The sequence below is a fragment of the Fructobacillus sp. ChS1-6f1-1-27 genome (assembly GCF_059579415.1).
The window spans coordinates 1-18,488 of the sequence record NZ_JCAOER010000001.1 but is presented as its reverse complement, the minus strand read 5'-3'; the positions used below and the strand labels follow the sequence as shown (position 1 = coordinate 18,488).

19 protein-coding genes are annotated in these 18,488 nt (G+C 46.5%); 5 read left to right on the top strand and 14 right to left on the bottom strand.

Annotated elements, in window-relative coordinates; all coding sequences use genetic code 11:
- Nucleotides 1-98: 98 nt before the first annotated feature.
- From pdxT to pepV, 3 genes are all read right to left on the bottom strand, one after another.
- Nucleotides 99-653: a pyridoxal 5'-phosphate synthase glutaminase subunit PdxT gene (gene pdxT, locus AC5162_RS00095; protein WP_496533231.1), complete on the bottom strand. Its 555-nt coding sequence runs from the start codon at nt 651-653 to the stop codon at nt 99-101.
- A 14-nt stretch (nt 654-667) separates the two neighbouring features.
- Entirely contained in the window at nt 668-1,552 is an 885-nt protein-coding gene (gene pdxS / locus AC5162_RS00090; RefSeq protein WP_496533230.1) for a pyridoxal 5'-phosphate synthase lyase subunit PdxS, read from the bottom strand.
- Nucleotides 1,553-1,748: 196 nt separating this feature from the next.
- A complete protein-coding gene (gene pepV / locus AC5162_RS00085) occupies nt 1,749-3,164 on the bottom strand; it encodes a dipeptidase PepV (RefSeq protein ID WP_496533229.1) in 1,416 nt (471 codons plus the stop codon).
- Nucleotides 3,165-3,288: 124 nt separating this feature from the next.
- Here pepV and AC5162_RS00080 point away from each other — a divergent pair, with 124 nt between their 5' ends.
- Nucleotides 3,289-4,128 (top strand): NAD(P)H-hydrate dehydratase, encoded by an 840-nt coding sequence (locus AC5162_RS00080; RefSeq protein WP_496533228.1) that lies wholly within the window; start codon nt 3,289-3,291, stop codon nt 4,126-4,128.
- A 76-nt stretch (nt 4,129-4,204) separates the two neighbouring features.
- The gene (locus AC5162_RS00075; protein ID WP_496533227.1) at nt 4,205-5,023 is read left to right on the top strand and encodes an exodeoxyribonuclease III; all 819 of its coding nucleotides are present in this window, start codon (nt 4,205-4,207) and stop codon (nt 5,021-5,023) included.
- A gap of 52 nt (nt 5,024-5,075) precedes the next feature.
- On the opposite strand, the gene AC5162_RS00070 is transcribed toward AC5162_RS00075, so the two are convergent.
- The 3 genes from AC5162_RS00070 to tsaE are packed head-to-tail and all read right to left on the bottom strand — an operon-like array spanning nt 5,076 to nt 6,618.
- Nucleotides 5,076-5,609, bottom strand: a complete 534-nt coding sequence (locus AC5162_RS00070; protein WP_496533226.1) for a 3'-5' exonuclease — start codon at nt 5,607-5,609, stop codon at nt 5,076-5,078.
- Nucleotides 5,606-6,163 (bottom strand): GNAT family N-acetyltransferase, encoded by a 558-nt coding sequence (locus tag AC5162_RS00065; protein ID WP_496533225.1) that lies wholly within the window; start codon nt 6,161-6,163, stop codon nt 5,606-5,608. Before AC5162_RS00065 ends, AC5162_RS00070 begins: the two co-directional genes overlap by 4 nt.
- Nucleotides 6,163-6,618 (bottom strand): tRNA (adenosine(37)-N6)-threonylcarbamoyltransferase complex ATPase subunit type 1 TsaE, encoded by a 456-nt coding sequence (tsaE, locus tag AC5162_RS00060; protein WP_496533224.1) that lies wholly within the window; start codon nt 6,616-6,618, stop codon nt 6,163-6,165. Before tsaE ends, AC5162_RS00065 begins: the two co-directional genes overlap by 1 nt.
- Before the next feature lie 106 nt (nt 6,619-6,724).
- On the opposite strand from tsaE, the gene budA reads away from it, so the two are divergent.
- Nucleotides 6,725-7,441: an acetolactate decarboxylase gene (gene budA, locus AC5162_RS00055; RefSeq protein WP_496533223.1), complete on the top strand. Its 717-nt coding sequence runs from the start codon at nt 6,725-6,727 to the stop codon at nt 7,439-7,441.
- A 60-nt stretch (nt 7,442-7,501) separates the two neighbouring features.
- On the opposite strand, the gene AC5162_RS00050 is transcribed toward budA, so the two are convergent.
- A complete protein-coding gene (locus tag AC5162_RS00050) occupies nt 7,502-8,068 on the bottom strand; it encodes a TetR/AcrR family transcriptional regulator (protein ID WP_496533222.1) in 567 nt (188 codons plus the stop codon).
- A 150-nt stretch (nt 8,069-8,218) separates the two neighbouring features.
- Here AC5162_RS00050 and AC5162_RS00045 point away from each other — a divergent pair, with 150 nt between their 5' ends.
- Nucleotides 8,219-9,949, top strand: coding sequence for an MFS transporter (locus AC5162_RS00045; RefSeq protein WP_496533221.1), 1,731 nt, complete (start codon nt 8,219-8,221; stop codon nt 9,947-9,949).
- Nucleotides 9,950-9,981: 32 nt separating this feature from the next.
- On the opposite strand, the gene queA is transcribed toward AC5162_RS00045, so the two are convergent.
- From queA to murI, 4 genes are all read right to left on the bottom strand, one after another.
- A complete protein-coding gene (queA, locus tag AC5162_RS00040) occupies nt 9,982-11,043 on the bottom strand; it encodes a tRNA preQ1(34) S-adenosylmethionine ribosyltransferase-isomerase QueA (RefSeq protein ID WP_496533220.1) in 1,062 nt (353 codons plus the stop codon).
- 60 nt (nt 11,044-11,103) lie between these two features.
- The gene (gene ruvB, locus AC5162_RS00035; RefSeq protein WP_496533219.1) at nt 11,104-12,162 is read right to left on the bottom strand and encodes a Holliday junction branch migration DNA helicase RuvB; all 1,059 of its coding nucleotides are present in this window, start codon (nt 12,160-12,162) and stop codon (nt 11,104-11,106) included.
- Nucleotides 12,163-12,237: 75 nt separating this feature from the next.
- Nucleotides 12,238-12,840, bottom strand: coding sequence for an XTP/dITP diphosphatase (locus tag AC5162_RS00030; protein ID WP_496533218.1), 603 nt, complete (start codon nt 12,838-12,840; stop codon nt 12,238-12,240).
- 21 nt (nt 12,841-12,861) lie between these two features.
- On the bottom strand, nt 12,862-13,677 hold the full coding sequence (murI, locus tag AC5162_RS00025) for a glutamate racemase (RefSeq protein WP_496533217.1): 816 nt from the start codon (nt 13,675-13,677) through the stop codon (nt 12,862-12,864).
- 97 nt (nt 13,678-13,774) lie between these two features.
- Here murI and AC5162_RS00020 point away from each other — a divergent pair, with 97 nt between their 5' ends.
- Nucleotides 13,775-14,719: a YslB family protein gene (locus AC5162_RS00020; protein ID WP_496533216.1), complete on the top strand. Its 945-nt coding sequence runs from the start codon at nt 13,775-13,777 to the stop codon at nt 14,717-14,719.
- Nucleotides 14,720-14,813: 94 nt separating this feature from the next.
- Here AC5162_RS00020 and AC5162_RS00015 read toward each other — a convergent pair whose 3' ends face one another.
- From AC5162_RS00015 to dinB, 3 genes are all read right to left on the bottom strand, one after another.
- Nucleotides 14,814-16,172, bottom strand: a complete 1,359-nt coding sequence (locus tag AC5162_RS00015; protein ID WP_496533215.1) for a DEAD/DEAH box helicase — start codon at nt 16,170-16,172, stop codon at nt 14,814-14,816.
- A gap of 20 nt (nt 16,173-16,192) precedes the next feature.
- Nucleotides 16,193-17,158: a DHH family phosphoesterase gene (locus AC5162_RS00010; protein ID WP_496533214.1), complete on the bottom strand. Its 966-nt coding sequence runs from the start codon at nt 17,156-17,158 to the stop codon at nt 16,193-16,195.
- Between the two features lie 90 nt (nt 17,159-17,248).
- Nucleotides 17,249-18,358 carry a DNA polymerase IV gene (gene dinB / locus AC5162_RS00005; RefSeq protein ID WP_496533213.1) on the bottom strand — a complete coding sequence of 370 codons (1,110 nt, stop codon included), beginning with the start codon at nt 18,356-18,358 and terminating at the stop codon, nt 17,249-17,251.
- Nucleotides 18,359-18,488: the final 130 nt, after the last annotated feature.

The following is an 18,488-nucleotide window of genomic DNA, read 5'->3' as shown; positions in this document are numbered from 1 at the left end:
CATATAATTTTAGACTATCGGAGGGATTTTTTCAAGCTAGGCAGACAGACTTTGAACCTTTATTTTCATTTACCAAAGCATTTACTTTTCCTAGCAAATTAAGCCTTAGCCACCATCTCCAAAAACCGCTCATGCAACCGGGTATCGCCAGATAATTCCGGATGAAAGGCGGTCGCCAAAACATTGTCTTTTTGCACGGCCACAATCCGGTTATCATCAACGGTTGCTAAGACACTAACATCGGCACCAACATCATGAAGATATGGCGCCCGGATAAAGACACCCTCAAAGTCACCTTCAAAGCCGGCAACTGTTAGACTTTCTTGAAAGCTATCTTTTTGCCGGCCAAATCCATTGCGTTCAACCGTGCCGTGGAAGCCAGCTAAGGCGTCTTCACGGGCTAGTAAAACCATGCCGGCACAAGTTCCAAAGACTGGCAGACCATCCCGGATTTGTTGGCGAAGGGTTTCAACCATGTCAAACTTCTCCAACAAGTTCAAAATTGCCGTACTTTCCCCACCGGGAATAATCAAACCGTCTATGTCATCCAAGTCCGCTTTTGTCAGAACTTCTGTGCCGGTCACATCGCAGTCAGCTAACATTTGCAGGTGCTCATCAACGGCACCTTGTAAGGCTAAAACACCAATTTTCATTTGTCAGCCTCCTCTTAAATTCCGCGGGGAGCCATCTTGTCTTGGTCAGCCAAGCTAGCAGTATCGATTCCCTTCATCGCAGCCCCCAAGTTCTTGGAAACTTCGGCAATCTTCTTGTAATCGGTTGGGTTGGCGGTTGCTTCGACGATTGCCTTGGCAAACTTAGCTGGGTTTTCAGACTTGAAAATTCCTGAACCAACAAAGACCCCGTCGGCACCCAGGTTCATCATCAAAGCTGCATCAGCTGGGGTTGAGATTCCTCCAGCGGCAAAGTTGACGACTGGCAACTTGCCAGTTTCATGGATTTCTTTGACTAAGTCCAATGGAGCTCGCAGGTCACGGGCAATCACCATCAAGTTTTCAGGCTTTTCGGCCACAATTTGACGAATTTGCTGGTTGACTTGTTGCATGTGGCGAACTGCTTCAACAACATCCCCCGTTCCAGGTTCCCCCTTGGTTCGCAACATTGAAGCTCCCTCACCAATGCGGCGGAGGGCTTCGCCTAAGTCCCGGCAACCACAAACAAAGGGGACAGTAAACTCGTTCTTGTCGATGTGGTAAACATCATCGGCCGGCGTCAAAACTTCACTTTCATCAATGTAGTCAACACCAATGGCTTCCAGGACATGGGCTTCGGTTTGATGGCCAATTCGAGCCTTAGCCATTACTGGAATACTAACAGCTGCCATGATTTCTTCAATCATAGCTGGGTCTGACATCCGAGCAACCCCACCAGCGGCACGAATATCGGAAGGAACGCGTTCAAGGGCCATGACAGCGACCGCCCCGGCTGCTTCGGCGACCTTGGCCTGTTCAACATTGGCGACATCCATAATCACGCCACCCTTTTGCATCTGGGCCATCCCCCGCTTTACTAACGTTGATCCAACTTCTTTCATGTTTTCTTCCCCTTTTGTAAAATTAAGTTAACTTTATCGTCTATTCAAATCAAATAGCTGATAAAATACGAACTTTGTATAGTCATAATTATATCATTTTATAATTATTCTAATATTATTTTAATTTAACAAAGGTTGCGGAATATGTAATAAAAAGAACCAGGTCTCCCCAGTCCCTCTTCCAACCAATTCACTTTTATTCCGGCAAGTTTGCCAATTCGACAATCGCTTGGCCGTAAATTCCCATCGACCGAACCAAGTCATCCACTAAGGCGAACTCACCGACCTGGTGCATCGTTTCCGGTGAATCAGGGAACAAGGCTCCAAAAGCAACCCCACGTTCCATCAACCGACCGTATGTTCCACCACCAATCACTTGGTCGTAAGCCTCCAAGCCCGTTTGGTCATGGTAAATCTTCAACAAGGTTTGCACAACTGGGTCAGAAGGGGCCACGTAGTGTGGTACCTGTGAGTGACCACCAATGGCCGCCTTGAAGTCCCATTCTGGCAAAGCCTTGGCCAACTGACCTTCGATAAAGTCTGGTTCAATCCCCTTTGGATAACGGAAGTTGAAGTTAATAAAGGCCCCATCGGTCAAATCAAACTTCTGGATTCCAATGTTCATTGACAAGGCGCCCATCACGTCATCTTCATAGTTAACGCCAAGCTTCTTACCGGTTGGGTCATCGTGGGCCAAGTCACCCAAGTAGTGCAAGAACCCGGCAGCCGAAGCACCAAAGTCATATTGGTCTAAGAACTTAGCCAAATAGGTTCCGGCGTTCTCACCGGTTTCGGGCAGTGACCCGTGAACCTGGTGGCCAATCAATTCAAAGGTAACCCCGTCACCCTTTGCTTTGGCTGTCCCCTTAATTTGTGGGTGGTCGGCCAAGAAAGTCTTAAAGGCGGCCAGGGTTTGGTCAACGGCCACCCCAGTCACCTCAGCTCGGGCAATCCCGGGCACCATGTTCGTCCGAATTCCAGAATCAAAGGAAACAAGCTGAGCGCCATCCCCATTTGACCCATCGGCCGTTAAGTTCACCTGCAAGTTTCCCTTTTCCCCATTAATAATTGGATACTCAGCATCAGGTGAGAAACCAAAGGCTGGCGCAGGTTCGACCTCAAAGTACTTGGTCATCCCCGTCCAATCGTTTTCTTCGTCGGTTCCAAAAATCAACCGGACCCGACGGTTCAATGGCAAATTCAAATCACGGATCATCTTAAAGGCATAGTAGGCGGCCAATCCAGGTCCCTTATCATCCGAAGCCCCACGGGCAATCACTTTGCCATCCTCAATCACGGGGTCAAATGGGTCGGTTTCCCAACCTTCACCGGCCGGCATAACGTCAACGTGTGAAAGCAAGGCCACATATTCATCGGCATCCTTAGGACCAATTTCGATATAACCAACCAAGTTATCAATATTCTTGGTGACAAAGCCATCCCGGTCGGCCAAAGAAAGGATATGGTCCAGGGCTTCCTTTGGGCCAGGGCCTAACGGTGCTCCCTTGGTTGCCTTGGTATCATCACGGACCGATTCAACCTTCAAAAAGTCCCGTAAATCTGCCAAATAGGCACTTTCTTCTTCCTTTGCTTTTTGCTGCCAATCCACCATTTCAAGCCCTCCTAGTCATTAAATGATAATATATGGAAAAATTACCAGATATTATCATAATTTTCTCATTATTTATTTTTCATTATACACAAGATTAAGGTAAAATGCTCCTTAGAGGTGAAAAATGATTGAATTAACAGAAAAGATTGTCAAAGAAGTCGTTACCATTCGCCAGAGCAAGTCTCACAAAGGTACTTACGGCCGGGTCTTGATCGTGGCTGGCAACCAAGACCTGGGTGGGGCCGCTATCATGAACACCCAGGGAGCGATTTATTCCGGGGCTGGTCTGGTGACAGTCGCCACCGACCCAGTCAATAAAACCGCCATCCACTCCCGCCTACCTGAAGCGATGGTCGTCGACTACCACCAGGACTTAACCAGTCTGGTCCAATCAGCTGACGTTGTTCTGGTTGGCTCTGGCTTAGGCCAAGAAAAAGAAATTCTAGACAAAGTCTTAGCCACTGTTCAAAAGAGTCAGGTCATTATCTTAGACGGGTCCGCCATCACGATGATGGCAGCAAGCAACACCCCACTGCCACAAGCAAAGGTCATTATGACCCCGCACCAAAAAGAGTGGGAGCGGTTTAGCCAGGTTGAAATTGAAGACCAAGATAAAGAGGATAACAACTGGGAGGCCCTGGTCAACTTAGACCCCGAACCAATCCTAGTCTTAAAGTCCGATGCCACCCAGGTTTACTTGGAGAACAAGGTCTACCAGCTCAGCGTTGGTGGCCCCTACCAAGCCACTGGTGGCATGGGTGATACTTTAGCCGGCATGGTTGCTGGCTTTGTTGCCCAATTTGGTCAAAAAGACTTGGGCATGGCTATTTTGGCAGCCACTTACAGTCATTCAGCGATTGCCAGTGACCTAGCCCAAACCGCCTATGTGACGTTGCCAAGTCAGATTGCTGAGCAGATTCCAGCTTATATGCAAAAAATGGCCGTTCAAGACCCGGATTTTTAGGGCCAATTCAGACGGTATTCGCCTTTCTGATTTTTCACGGTATAATATTTAAAAGACTAAATTAAAGGAAGTCCCTATGCAATTTATTTCCTGGAACATCGATTCAATTAACGCCGCCGTCGAGCACGGTTCTGACCGGGGCAAGATGACCTGGGCCGTCCTCGAAGGACTCGCTGCTAAAAAGCCAGATGTCTTGGCCATCCAAGAAACCAAGTTAAAGGATTCTGGCCTCACTAAAAAACACCAAGAAGCCTTAACAGCCCTTTTTCCCGGCTACCACTTTTACACCAACTCATCGACCGCCCGCAAGTCCTATGCTGGTACGATGATGGTTGCCAAGGACGAACCAATCGCTGTTGACTACCCTACCATTGGTGCCCCTGGTGAAATGGACCAAGAGGGTCGGATTGTCACCCTGGAATACCCAACCTTCTATGTTTCAACCGTATACACGCCCAACTCCGGTTCCAAATTAGACCGGCTAGACGACCGGCAGGACTGGGACGATGCCTACCGAGCTTACATCGATGGCTTAAATGCCAAAAAGCCCGTGATCTTCTCCGGTGACTTTAACGTCGCCCACGAAGAAATTGACTTGAAGCACCCCAACACCAACCACCACTCGGCCGGCTTTACCGATGAAGAGCGGGAACACTTTACTACCCTCCTGGCTGCCGGTTATACCGACACCCTCCGGGCCAAGTACCCCGACCAAGCCGACATCTATACCTGGTGGGCCCAACGGGTCAAGACCTCTAAGATCAACAATTCAGGTTGGCGGATTGACTACTACCTAGTTTCCAACCAAATTGCCGATCAAGTCCAAGACATCACAGTCGTTGACACCGGGGCCCGCCAGGACCACGCTCCCATCGAATTAACAATTGACCTTTAATTTCAAATTTTTAAGCAAATTAAAAGACCTGCTGGCACCTGCCAGCGGGTCTTTATTTGTTACGGACATATTCTTTTAAGATATCGTTACCAAACATCTTGCTCTGGTTAACCAAAATTTCAGCGCAAGCCAAGGCATCGGCCAAGGCGTTGTGGTGATGGTCCAAGCGGATGTTTAAGGCTGCTGAAACCGTATTAAGTTTATGGTTTGGCAGTTCTGGTAAGAGCCGTTTTGAGGTCTTAACCGTATCTAAGACCTGGTAGTGAGCTTCTGGTAGACCGTAGTAGTCCAAGCAGGCCCGCAAAACCGAAGTATCAAAGGGGGAATTATGGGCAACAACTAGCTTTTCTTCCGTGAAAAGCGGGGCAATCGTTGGCCAAATTTCAGCAAAAGTCGGCGCATCGACCACGTCTTCCGGGTAAATTCCATGGATCTGTGAGTTTCGGGCCGAAAACGGGGTTGGCGGGTTAATCAGCGAGTAAAACTGGTCAACCACCTGGTCATCACGGACAACCACTAATGCCAGTGAAACCGCCGAATGGCGGGCAGCACTAGCCGTTTCAAAGTCAAAGGCTGCAAAGTTCATAGGGTCAACTCCATTCGAATTAAGTTTTCCAGTGGGGCTGGCTGGTTTTGGTAGGCACCAGCGGTGGGGTCTTGGACGACTTGGAAGCCGGCCTGATCATACAAGTGCCGAGCGACCGCATTATCCTTTTTAACATCGAGCCAGACTGTCTGGTAGCCGTTTTGCTTGGCCCAATCGACCATTGCCCCCATCATCGCAGTTCCAAGGCCCAAGCCCTGGAAATCTGCTAAAACTGCCAGGCCGATTTCACCATCGACTACTGAGGCAATTCCAATTAGAAAACGGTCATCCTGGTCTGAGTTAGATGACGGCGTATCCGCCCCATTAATCGGTTCCGCCCACAACAACCAGGTCTTTTGTGGCATGGTTGATTGTGGTTCGGCCGGCTCATAAACAGCCAAGTCATCGGCTGCGACCGTTTGGCCATCACGACTTTCCGCCAACTCAAAGGTATCGGTTTCCTGGCGCAAAGTAGCAATCAGGTCTTGGGCAGCAATGGCATCTTTCAAATCCAGACCAATCAAGGAATATTCAAAGTCCACTTCTTCTGCCATTAGTCCAACTTGTCCTCCAACTGTGCCACTTGCCCCAAGCCACGGACCGTAATTTCTCGGTCCGATTCTTCAGTGCCAAGTCGGGTAAAGGTTAGTTCCAACCGGTCATTTGGCAAAAGGTCTTCCATGTACTGAGGCCATTCAATCAAGGCCACCCCATCGGTCCCAAGATAGTCTTCAAAGCCTTGGTCAGCCGCCCCGCTAACTTCTAGCCGGTAGGCATCAAAGTGGTAAACTGGGATCCGACCTTCTTCGTAAGGAGTCAAAATATTAAAGGTTGGACTTTTCACCCGACTAGTAATCCCTAACTGCTTAGCAAAACCCTGGGTAAAGGTCGTCTTACCGGCCCCTAAGTCTCCCTGTAAGGTGATCACCAACCCTGGGTAAGCCAGGTCAGCAATTTGTTCTGCCAGCTTCTGTGTTTCGGCTGGTTGATGTGTTTGATAACTTTTCATGCACCCATTATACCACGGGCAAATCTTAGGCAGAAACCATGGCAATCAATCGACGATTAGGACTATAATAAGACTAAATCAGAGCAAATTTGAAAGGATATTTACCATGAAAAAATCATCTCTTTACCAAGTCGGTACCATGCAAATTTTGGCCAACGGCTTGCTAGACGGAACTGCGCCATTAAAGGACCTGTTAGCCCATGGCGACTTTGGTATCGGTACCGGCCAGGGCTTGGACGGCGAACTGATTATCTTAGACGGTAAAGCCTACCACACGACCGTAACTGGCGAATGCGAAGAACTAGACGTCAACAGTGACTTCTCATCGCCATTTGCTGCCGCTCACTTTGGCGACTTCCAGGAATTCGGCTCTGCTGGCAACCAGGTATTAAACGATGCCATGCAGCACGCTATTAACCATCTCAAGGCTCAAAACCAATTTGCCGCCTTGCTAGTAGAAGGTGAATTTGAAACCATTACCACCCGGTCAGCTGCTGGTTCAACCAAGCCCTATCCAACTTTAACCGAAGCTGCCGAAAAGCAACAAACCTTTGACGGCCAAAAGGTCAAGGGGCGCTTGCTTTCTTACTACGCCCCTGCTATTTTCCAGGGTGCGACAGTTGCCGGCTTCCATTCCCACTTCTTGTCAGATGACCACCAAATTTCCGGTCACGTCTTGAGCGCTAAGATTGGTCAAGCAACCATCAAGGTGCAAAAGTTCGATACTTCCGAACAGGTCTTGCCTGTCGACAACCCCGACTTCCAAAACGCTGACTTGTCCGACCTTGAAATGGTCCACAAGGCCATTGAAGGTGCGGAATAAAATTTGAAACCAACTGTACAAAAAAGGTTCAGAAATCAGATTTGATTTCTGAACCTTTTTTTAATTCATTTCCACGTCTTTAATTTTCTGGACTGATTTCATCAATATCGTGGCTACCTCTTCATAACTTTCTGGCTCATCCTTAACAATCCAACTTTCCAAAACATTCCATAGTCCACCCAAGAAAAACGTTAAGACATAATTAACCTCATAGGGATCACCATCAATATGCCAAGGTAATGTGAATAACTCATATATTTTATCTGAGCTCTCGCCCATTCGTTTGGTAACTTTACTAAATAAATCCTGTTCTATCAGTAATTGCACAGTATTTTTATGGCGCCACCAGAAAGAGAAGAAAAACTTGACAACATCCCCAAAACTCACCTGTGTCCGATTAAATTCTATCAACGACTGCAAATACTCATCAGTTAATAAATCGATATAATAATTTAATAGCTCATTTTTATCAGTAAATGATCGATAAAACGTTCTTCTAGACAGCTTAGCATTATCAGCAATTTCCTTAACCGTTATACTGTCATAACTTTTTTGATTTAACAACTCAAAAAAAGATTTTAGTAACCACTTTTTTGACTGTAAAACTAATTTTTGATGGCCATTCATTACTTATATCTCCTTCACAATTTTTGCTTTGTGTGTCACTTCGCTCAGTTTGCTAGCTTTTTATAAACTACAAAAATATAATTCATATTGAAATGTCACACGTGGTACATTTTTATTTGCACTTAGATTTTATCAGAAATGAGAGGGAAAATGAAAACAAAAAAACTTTTACTGCCAATCCTGCTTGTAGCCAATCTTTTATGTATGATGGATGTTTCTATCATGACCATCGTCATTCCTAAGATTCAGACAGCTTTCAACGAAAATCTTTCAAACTTAACATGGGCAATTAATATTTACACCATCGTATTTGCCACTTTAATCATTCCCTTTGGACGTTTAGCCGAAAGAATTGGTAAAAATCGATTTGTATTTATTGGATTAATTATTTTTGGACTAGCCTCATTACTGACAGGATTGTCTCCTAACTTACCAACCATGTTGGTTGCTCGAGGTATTCAAAGTATTGGTGCAGCTATTATTACACCAATTAGTATGGTAATCGGCCTTGAACACAGTAACCAAAATAACCGCGATAAAGTAATTGGTGCCTTAGCAGGAGCTCAAGGCCTTGCTGTCGCCTTAGGGCCAACTATTGGAGGATTTATCTCACAATATTGGGAATGGCGTTGGGTATTTTTTATCAACGTTCCACTTATTATTATTCTTGTAATGATTTATCCATTAGTATTAAACATCAAGAACGAAAAGAAACGTGAAATTAGAATCGATTGGGTTGGTGCTCTTTTAAGCTGTTTAACTCTGTCTGCTCTCTCACTTGGTTTAATTAAAGGCAACGATTGGGGTTGGAGCTCAGTCAGCGTATTACTTCTACTTTTCGGTTCTTTAATCGGTTTTATTTTATTCATTATTCAAGAAACACGTAATCAATATCCAATGATTAATTTAAAATTATTTAAAAGCAATAATTTTAAAGGATCGAGTTTAGCACTTTTATTTTGTAACTACTTTATGGGCGGAATGGTTATCCTAATTCCAACCCTTCTAACTAAAGTAATGGGAGAATCTGAATTAAATTCTGCTCTACTAATTACACCTTATTCTGTTAGTGTCACAATGACAGTCGTTATTGTATCACGACTCGTTAAAAAAATTAATAATCGACTACTCATCGGATTAGGATTTATCACAATTGCTGCTAGTTACTTTCTATTTTCACATCTACAAATCGAAACAAATTACACACGTTTAATCATTGCTGATATTTTACTTGGTTTAGGATATGGACTTGTAGCAGCTACTGCCAATGTTCTTGTTGCAGCTGACTTCTCTGGAAGTGATTTAACTGATTCACAAAGTGTTGCCAATATTTTCAGGCAAATTGGATTAATTATCGCTATTGCTCTTTTTTCTTCAATTTTATCAAGCAACATCAAAGATGCAAAGCAACAAACAATTGATTACGGACATCAAGTAGTTAAAACTCAACCAATTAATTCAACAGTGAAAACAAAGATTAATGCAAAAATTGAAACTAAACTCAATCCGAATAACTCAAGTACCACAAACACAAATAACAAAATTATGGTCAATTATAATCACAAGAACCTTGAAACCTCAGCATTAAATAATGCTTATCAACAAGCATTTGCTGCAATTGCAGCAAAACAAGATATCACAATTGACCAAATCCCAGAGTCAACAAAACAAGAAACTAAAGAACATATTAATACCTCACTCTTACCTAAAATAAAGCAACAGGAACAACAAACAACTAAAACCACTAATACTATTATTAATAAAATTCGAAGTCATATTAAAGTCAAAATGATTAATGCTTTCTCTAATGTTTATCTAGTTATGAGCTGGATTCCACTAGTAACTCTCACACTATTGCCTTGGTTTAAAAAACGAGAATAGAAAAAAAGCCTGGATATATATCCAGGCTCTTTTTACTTATGAATAAACATCGCATCCCCAAAGGAAAAGAACCGGTACTTTTCAGCCACCGCGTGTTCGTAAGCATTTAAGATATGCTCGCGGCCAGTAAAGGCGGCCACCAGCATGACCAAGGTTGACTTTGGCAAGTGGAAGTTGGTGATAAAGGCGTCAACAACCTGCCACTGGTAGCCAGGTTTGATGAAGATATCGGTCCAACCGGAATCAGCCTGGATTGCCCCATCAAACTTTGAGCCGATGGTTTCCAGGGTCCGGATAGAAGTTGTTCCGGTCGCCACAATCTTACCACCGTTATCACGAACCTCGTTCAAGGTCTCGGCTGCTGCTTCACTCAACTGGTAGAACTCAGAGTGCATCTTGTGGTCCTCAATATTATCTTCTTCGACTGGTCGAAAGGTTCCAAGACCAACATGTAAGGTCAACTCGACCAACTTCACACCCTTGGCTGCCACCTTTTCCAATAATTCTGGGGTCCAGTGCAGACCGGCTGTTGGGGCAGCAGCCGATCCGTCAACCTTGGAATAAACGGTTTGGTACCGTTCCTGGTCGGCCAGTTTTTCCTTAATATAAGGAGGCAGTGGCATTTCGCCCAGTTCGTTCAACCGCTCCATGAAAATTCCATCATAAGAAAAGTCCACATAGCGACCACCGTGTTCCAACTCACCAACAACGGTTCCAGTCATGACTGGGTGGTCTGGGTCATTACCAAAAATAATCGTCGACCCAACTGGTGACTTCTTGGCTGGCTTCACCAAGGTTTCCCAAACATCATCATGGTCTTGACGTAAAAGCAAGACTTCAGCATGGCCCCCGGTTTCAGGCCGGATGCCGTGCAAGCGGGCAGGCAAAACCCGAGAGTTATTCATCACCAAGGCATCCCCAGGGTTCAAATAGTCCAAGATGTCGTAAAAGTGCTTGTCTTGGTAATCACCAGTTTCGGCGTTTAAGACCAACAACCGGGAACTGTCACGCTGCTTCAAGGGCGTTTGAGCAATTAGTTCTTGGGGCAAGTCATAGTCAAAATCGGTTAGTTGGTAGTGCTTTTCTTTTGTCATAAAAAATCGTTTCAATCCTTAATACTGGCCTTGCTGTCACCGACCCTTTTTCAAATAAATTTACTGTTTTTGTTCCGGAACCGGCCGGCCCAAGTGGCGGTAAGCCGCTTCAGTCACCACCCGACCACGGGGAGTCCGTTGGATAAAGCCAAGTTGGAGCAAGTATGGTTCGACCATTGCTTCCAAGGTATCAGACTCTTCACCGATATTAGCGGCCAGGGTATTTAACCCAACTGGGCCACCATGGTAAAAGTCGATCATGGCATTCAATAACTTGTGGTCGGTCTCATCTAGGCCGCGCTGGTCAACCCTTAATTTGTCCAAAGCCAGCTGGACCAAGTCGGTGTCAATCGCTTCTTTACCAGCAACCTGGGCAAAGTCACGAACCCGCTTTAACAAGCGGTTGGCAATCCGCGGTGTTCCCCGCGACCGAGAAGCAACGGCATAAGCTCCCTCCTTGGTGATTGGGGCTTCAAAAATATCGGCGGTCCGCACGACAATCTGTTCCAAATCTTCTGGTTGGTAGTATTCCAAGGAGTTAATGATGCCAAAGCGGTCACGCAAGGGCTTTGAAAGCATCCCCGGCCGAGTCGTCGCCCCCACCAAGGTAAAGGGCGGCAATGGAAAGTGGACTGCCCGGGCTGTCGGCCCTTGGCCAACCATGATGTCGACAAAGTAGTCTTCCATCGCCGAATAGAGCATTTCTTCCACATTGGTGGGCAGGCGGTGGATTTCATCGATGAACAAGACGTCGCCTGGTTCCAAGCCGTTCAGTAGGGCCACCAAGTCGCCCCCCTTTTCAATGGCAGGTCCTGAAGCCGTTTTCAAATTCACGCCAAGCTCGTTGGCAATAATCATCGCCAAAGTTGTTTTTCCAAGTCCGGGAGGGCCAAAGAGTAAGACGTGGTCCAAGGCCTCTTCGCGCATTTTAGCAGCTTTTAAGTAAACCGCTAATTCTTCTTTTAAGGGCTTTTGGCCGATGTATTCACGCAGGTACTTAGGCCGTAAAGAAAGCTCATCTTGCTGGTCGTTTTGGTTAGCAGCCGCATCGCGCAAGAGCGCATCAGTCTCGTCTTGCCCCTCAAACCAGGTATTAAATTGTGGGTTTTCGTCAGTCATTACTTAATATTATAACGCATTTGCAGTCAGCGTTTTCCAATTAAAAAAGCCGGCCTCCGCCGGTTTTAAATTTCATTATTTTGCTAGCCAGTCTGGTAATTCAGCGACTAGCTTAGCCAAGGCCCGACCCCGGTGAGAAATTTCGTTTTTCTCTGCAACCGTCATTTGGGCAAAGGTCTTGTCCTTTTCTGGATAGAAAAAAATTGGATCGTAGCCAAAGAGGTTATCACCGGCTGGCTCTGCCGTAATTTGACCGTTAACCCGGCCCTCAACGACTAAAGCCTGACGGTCTGGCCCTAAGACTTCCATCACCGTTGTAAAATAGGCCTCCCGGTCAGCCCCGGCCTTACCCGCTAACTTGGTTAGCACCTTGTCGTTGTTGGCGGCATCATCGTGGTCTCCTGCATACCGGGCTGAGTAAACGCCTGGTTCGCCACCAAGAGCTGGAATTGTCAAACCGGAATCATCGGCCATAATAATGTCAGCTGGGTAAACAGCAGCCAGGGCCGTCGTCTTCTTATGGACGTTTTCGGCAAAGGTCGTCCCATCTTCAATAATTTCTGGCACAGAGTCCAGGTCCTTTAAAGACAAAACGGTTAAGTCAATTTGGCTTTTAGCCAAAGCGGCCTTGATTTCTTTAACCTTGTTAGCATTGCCAGTTGCGATAATTAAACGCATCGTCGCTTCCTCTCCTACAAATTACTTGGTCAAATCAACGTGACCAAAGACCCAGTTCTTGTCCGTACCCAGCCACTGCTTAGCAATCGTGGCAAATTGGTCAACATCCCCAGTGGTGTTCAGTGAATAAGTCCCGGCCGCTTGGTCGGCGACTAAGAGCTCTTTATTTGCCAAAAATTCTTGTAACAAAGCAGCGGTTGCGACTCCTGGGTCGACTAAAGTCACCTGGTCGCCCATCGCCTGCTGGATACTTTTAGCCAGCAAAGGAAAGTGGGTACAGCCAAGAACCAGGGTATCCACCCCTGCCGCCTTCAATGGTGCCAAGTGGTCAGCCACCAAAGCTTTAGTGCCGGCATCCTGGTACTGGTTTTTTTCAACTAGTTGGACAAAGTCCGGCTCTGCTTGGGCCGTGACTTCAGCATTTGGAGCGACTTCCTTAATTTCTGATTGGTACTGGCCGGAATCAACAGTCCCTTGAGTAGCAATCACCCCAATTTTCTTGGTCTTGCTGGCAGCAACAGCCGCCTTGACCCCTGAATCAATCACACCAATCACAGGAATTGGTAATTCATCGTTTAAGGCTGGTAAGGCGCAGGCGGTTGCCGTGTTGCAGGCAATCGCTAAGGCTTTAATATTATGTTTTTCAATTAAGTATTCGGCGATTTGCTTGGTGTAGGCCGCGACCTCTTCGGGGTCCTTTGGACCATAAGGCATCCGGGCCGTATCACCAACATAAACAAAGGATTCATTTGGCATTTTGGCAACAGCCGCCTTTAAGACCGTTAAGCCACCAATCCCGGAATCCATCATGCCGATTGGTTGTTCGTTTTTCTTCATAATTATAATTATCAGCCCTTTGCAAGAAAATGCAAGCCTTTTAACCCCGAATCAGTCTACATTTGTTATAATAGCCCAAAGAAAGGATTTTCTACTCATGTCAAAAGCTGATCTTAATGCTAAAAGTCGGTTGCAAAACACTACTGTCAGTGCGTTTGCACCACTTCTAATCCGGGACGTTTTGCTTGGAAACCTCCTTCATGATGACTACGGAAACATTACTTATTGGGCTGGTAAGGACCTAGCCCGTCGCTTTCCTGTCGATACCAGTGCTGATATCCCTGACTTTTTTGCCCAAGCGGCCTTTGGTGACTTAACAATTAAGTACCAAGGTCCAGACCAGCAACAGTGGGTAATCGCTGGTCCAATGGTTCAAAGCCGGTTGGCCACCAACCCACAGGCAGACTTTTCGCTTGAAGCCGGCTTTATTGCCCAACAAATCGAAAACCAAAACCAGATTGTGGCCGAAGGAACTTTTCAAGTTCTTCCCCGCCAGCAAGCCGTGATGGTAACGGTCTTAACGGACATTTCACACAAGATTGATGCCTTAGCAGCTAACGAAGAAGTCGCCTTGCGCGACCTCTTCTTGGAACGTGGTGAAGAAATCGCCGCCGCTTCAACTGAAGAAATCGACGTTTCAGAACCTGCTACCTTTAGCCAAGCAGATGTGCCCGCTTCAAGCGCTGCCCCATCAACGCCATTGGTTGAAGAAGAAAGCCAGGTTGAAAGTCCAGCAGTTGAAGAGCCCGAAATAAAGGAACCGGTTGAAAGCACCGCACCAGTAGCAACTCCTGCCACTAGCCAAAGCGAAGAAGCCAAAGCACCAGCAAGCACAAGTACTAGTGCTGCCAGCCAATCCTTCTCAGCGAGCCAGGCCAGCTTTGTAGAACAAACAGACGACCAAGTTGATACTTTCGAAGAAGGACCAATGGATGCCATGGGCGAATCATTATCTATCGAACAATCAATTACCAACTCACTCTTGGCCTTTAGCCAGGAACGCCAAGCGAAGAAGAACTCAAGCTCTAGTTTGGAAAAGTAACCTTAGTAAATAAAAACGTCCTCACCATTTACGGTGAGGACATTTTTTATGAATTTATTAACTATTAAGTACTTAGACTCGGTCGGCTTGTTTCTTAACCTTCCTTATTTTGGCGACGGGTATTCCGCCGTTCTTGACGCATCTCAATCCGACGATCCATTTGGCGCTTACGCTTAATCTTGTTCTTAATTTGGCGCTTATAGCCAGGCTTAACGTTTTTCTTCTTTTTCTTGACCATCCCGACCATTTCGGGGTCAAGCTTGTTGGTCGTGGCCTGGCGTTGGACCCGGGCCTTACGGTCTTTGACATCGACGATTTCATCACCCCGGATTTGTTTATGAGCGAAGTGAACCCCGAAGTTTTCCAATTCGGCAATCTTATCTTCTTCATCCGGTCCATACAAGGTCACGGCCGTACCGGCCAACCCATTCCGGCCCGTCCGGCCAACCCGGTGAACGAAGAATTCCAATTCGTTTGGCACCCCGTCATTAATGACGTGGGAAACCCCTTCAATATCAATTCCGCGAGCAGCCAAATCAGTGGCCACCACGTATTGGTAGTCGAGGTGCAAAATACCTTTCATCGTTCGCTTCCGCTCACGGGGTGGGATATCGCCGTGAATCTCGGCAACCTTTAAGCCCTGGCCACGGAGGTGGGCAGCCAATTCCTTGGCCCGCTCCTTGGTATTGGCAAAGATCAAGGCCAGGTAAGGGTTGAAAATCGTCAACAATTTGTCAATGACTTCTTCCTTATCCTTGGACTTAGTTGGCACCAACCAGTTATCAATCGTATCAGCGATGGTGGCTTCCGTTGGGATCGTTTGAAAGGCTGGGTTATCCAAGTACTTTTTCAAAAACGGCTTCAACTTTTCTGGCATAGTGGCTGAAAAGACCAAAGTCTGCAAGTCCTTTGGCATCGCTCCGGCCAAGAAATCGACTTCATTCAAGAAGCCCATATCCATCGTCATATCGGCTTCGTCGACCACCAAGGTCTGAACCTGGTTAACGACCAAGGCAGAACTTTGGACCAAGTCTTTCAATCGACCGGGTGTTCCGACGACAATCTGGGCTTGGTGCTTTTCTAGCTGACGGATTTGCCGAGCCTTATCGGTCCCACCGACATATTCGGCAATCGAAACCTTTTCCAAGCCCATTTTTTCGGCAAATTCGCGGGCAGCCTTGGTAATCTGAGCGGCTAATTCCCGTGAGGGCGTCGCAATCACGACCTGGGTTTGTTGCAGCGTTGGCTTCAATTGGTTAAAAATTGGCACCAAAAAGGTGTGAGTTTTACCTGAACCAGTCTGAGACTGGCCGACGACATCCCCACCCCGCAAAATTGTTGGAATCAACTTGGCTTGGATGGGGGTTGGCCGGTCAAAGCCAATCGCCTTTAAGGCCGCTAGGACCTCAGGCTTTAAATTAAATTCGGCAAACTGTTGGTTAACTGTTGTCATTTTTTGTCCTTTAAAAGTTACTAATCTTGGCTCTTTTCAAGCTCAGCTTCTACTCGGCCAATAATTTCTTGAATATCAGCCTCGCTGTAAGCCCAGGCCCCAGAGGCCATTGGGTGACCACCACCATCAAAGTCTTGGGCAATCGTGTTAATCACGACTGACCGAGACCGCAAGCGCACGCGGTAATCGCCGTTTTCTTGTTCTTCAAAAATTGCCCAGGCCTTCACAGAATCAACCCGGGATGGGATTGAAACCACAAAGGAAGTCCCAGCATTGCCAAGGTCAAAGCTGTCAATCAAGTCGCGCTTCAAGACGACGTAGCCAAAGCCAGATGGCAAAACGTTAATGTGTTGCATGACATAACCTGAGAACTTAACCGCGTTTTCAGACAAAGTTGTCATCGCGTTATAAATCTTTTGGTAGTCAAAGTCATAGGCAACCAACTTACCCGCTACATCGAAGGTTTCTTGGTCAAGCGAGTACATAAAGCGACCAGTATCACCGATAATTCCGATATACAAGAACCGGGCAGCTTCCTTAGTCATCTTTAAGCCTTGGTCTTTGAGCATTTCATAAAATTTGTAAATCAAAACAGAAGTAGCCGAAGCTTCATCTTCAACCCACTGCCAGTCCCCGTATGGTTCAACATTGGGGTGGTGGTCGATTTTAACAATCTCCAACCCCTGGTTCCAACGCTGGTCATCAATCCGAGGGTCATTGGCAGTGTCACAGACAATGACCAAAGCCTTCTTATAAGCTGAATCCGGCACATCATCAACCAATGGCTGACCATCCCCAATCCAAGCAAGTCCTGGAATCTCTTTTCCAACCGCATAGACCTTTTTTTGAGGGAAAGAGGCTTGCAAGATGGCCTTTAGCCCCAATTGTGACCCGTAAGCATCTGGGTCAGGCCGCTGGTGGCGGTGGATAATAATCGTGTCGTAACGCTTAATTTGTTCTAAAATATCTGCTTGAATCTTGGCCATGGTTGCCCTTTCATTTTTTCCTACTATCCTTTATTATACCGTACTTCCCCCACCCTTAGTAAGGCAAGAAATAACTTGGCTTAATCAGACTTAATCTTGGCCTTTTTGATCATAGTCAAATAAAGATAACGGCTGAAAATTTTGAGCCGAGACATTTGAAAAAGTAATGCCCAGCAAGCGGATTGAAAAATCATCCAAGTACAAATCATCAAAGATTGACTGGGCCTTACGGGCCAAAAAGTCAGCATCGAGGTCAAAGGCCTTGTCCTGGGTAATTGACCGGGTCTGAGTCTTAAAGTCATCGTCACGAACCTTGATATTCAACGTCCGACCAACCAAGTGCTTTTGCTGCATGGCCGCCACTACCTTTTGGGACAAATCCTTAAAGGTTGACAAGACCTGGCCCCGGTTTGTCAGCGGAAACTCAAAGGTATTTTCCTTACCAACCGATTGACGGACCCGGTGGTCTTTGACCTGACCGAAGTGAGTCGCCCGGGCCTGCCAGTAGAGCTGGTCGCCAAAGGAGCCGAAGTGGACGCGCAGGTCATCTTGACTCATTTCCCGTAAGTCTGCCCCGGTTTTGATTCCCAATTTCTGAAACTTCTCCTGAGCTTTTTTACCAACGCCACGAAAGTCTTTAATCGGCAGCGCCGCCACAAAGTCCAGCGCCACTTCTGGTGAAATCACCGTCACCCCATTAGGTTTATTGTATTCAGAACCGAGCTTGGCTAAGACCTTGTTATAGGAAATCCCGACCGAACAAATTAACTGGGTTTCTTGAAAAATCCGGTGACGGAGTTGGGCGGCTAAAGTTGCCCCAGCCAAGGGGTTATCAGTCACATCCAGGTAGGCTTCGTCTAAGGCAACCGGCTCGACCTTATCGGTAAATTCAGCAAAAACGGCATGGATTTGGGCTGAAACCGACCGGTACTTATCAAAGTCTGGCTGGACAAAGGTGGCATTCGGGCAGGCTCTTTTGGCCTCAATTGACCCCATCGCCGAATGAACGCCAGCCTGACGGGCAATGTAATTGGCCGTGGCAACAACGCCGTGTCCATGGTGTAAGTCCGGGTCACGGCCAATAATCAGGGGGACGGTTTTTAATTTGGGATTATCCCGCATTTCAACCTGGGCATAAAAGGCGTCTAAGTCGACATGTAAAATTTTTCGCTCATCTTTCGCCTGCAAAAATTCTGCCATAACCGTCCCTCCTTTCGACTAAAAATTATGTAAAAGAAAAAGCTCCCACTGTGTGATATGAACCCCAAAATTAGGACATGTCATTGAGCGGCCTTGAGGACTGATGCCCGATATTCAATCGGCGTCAGTC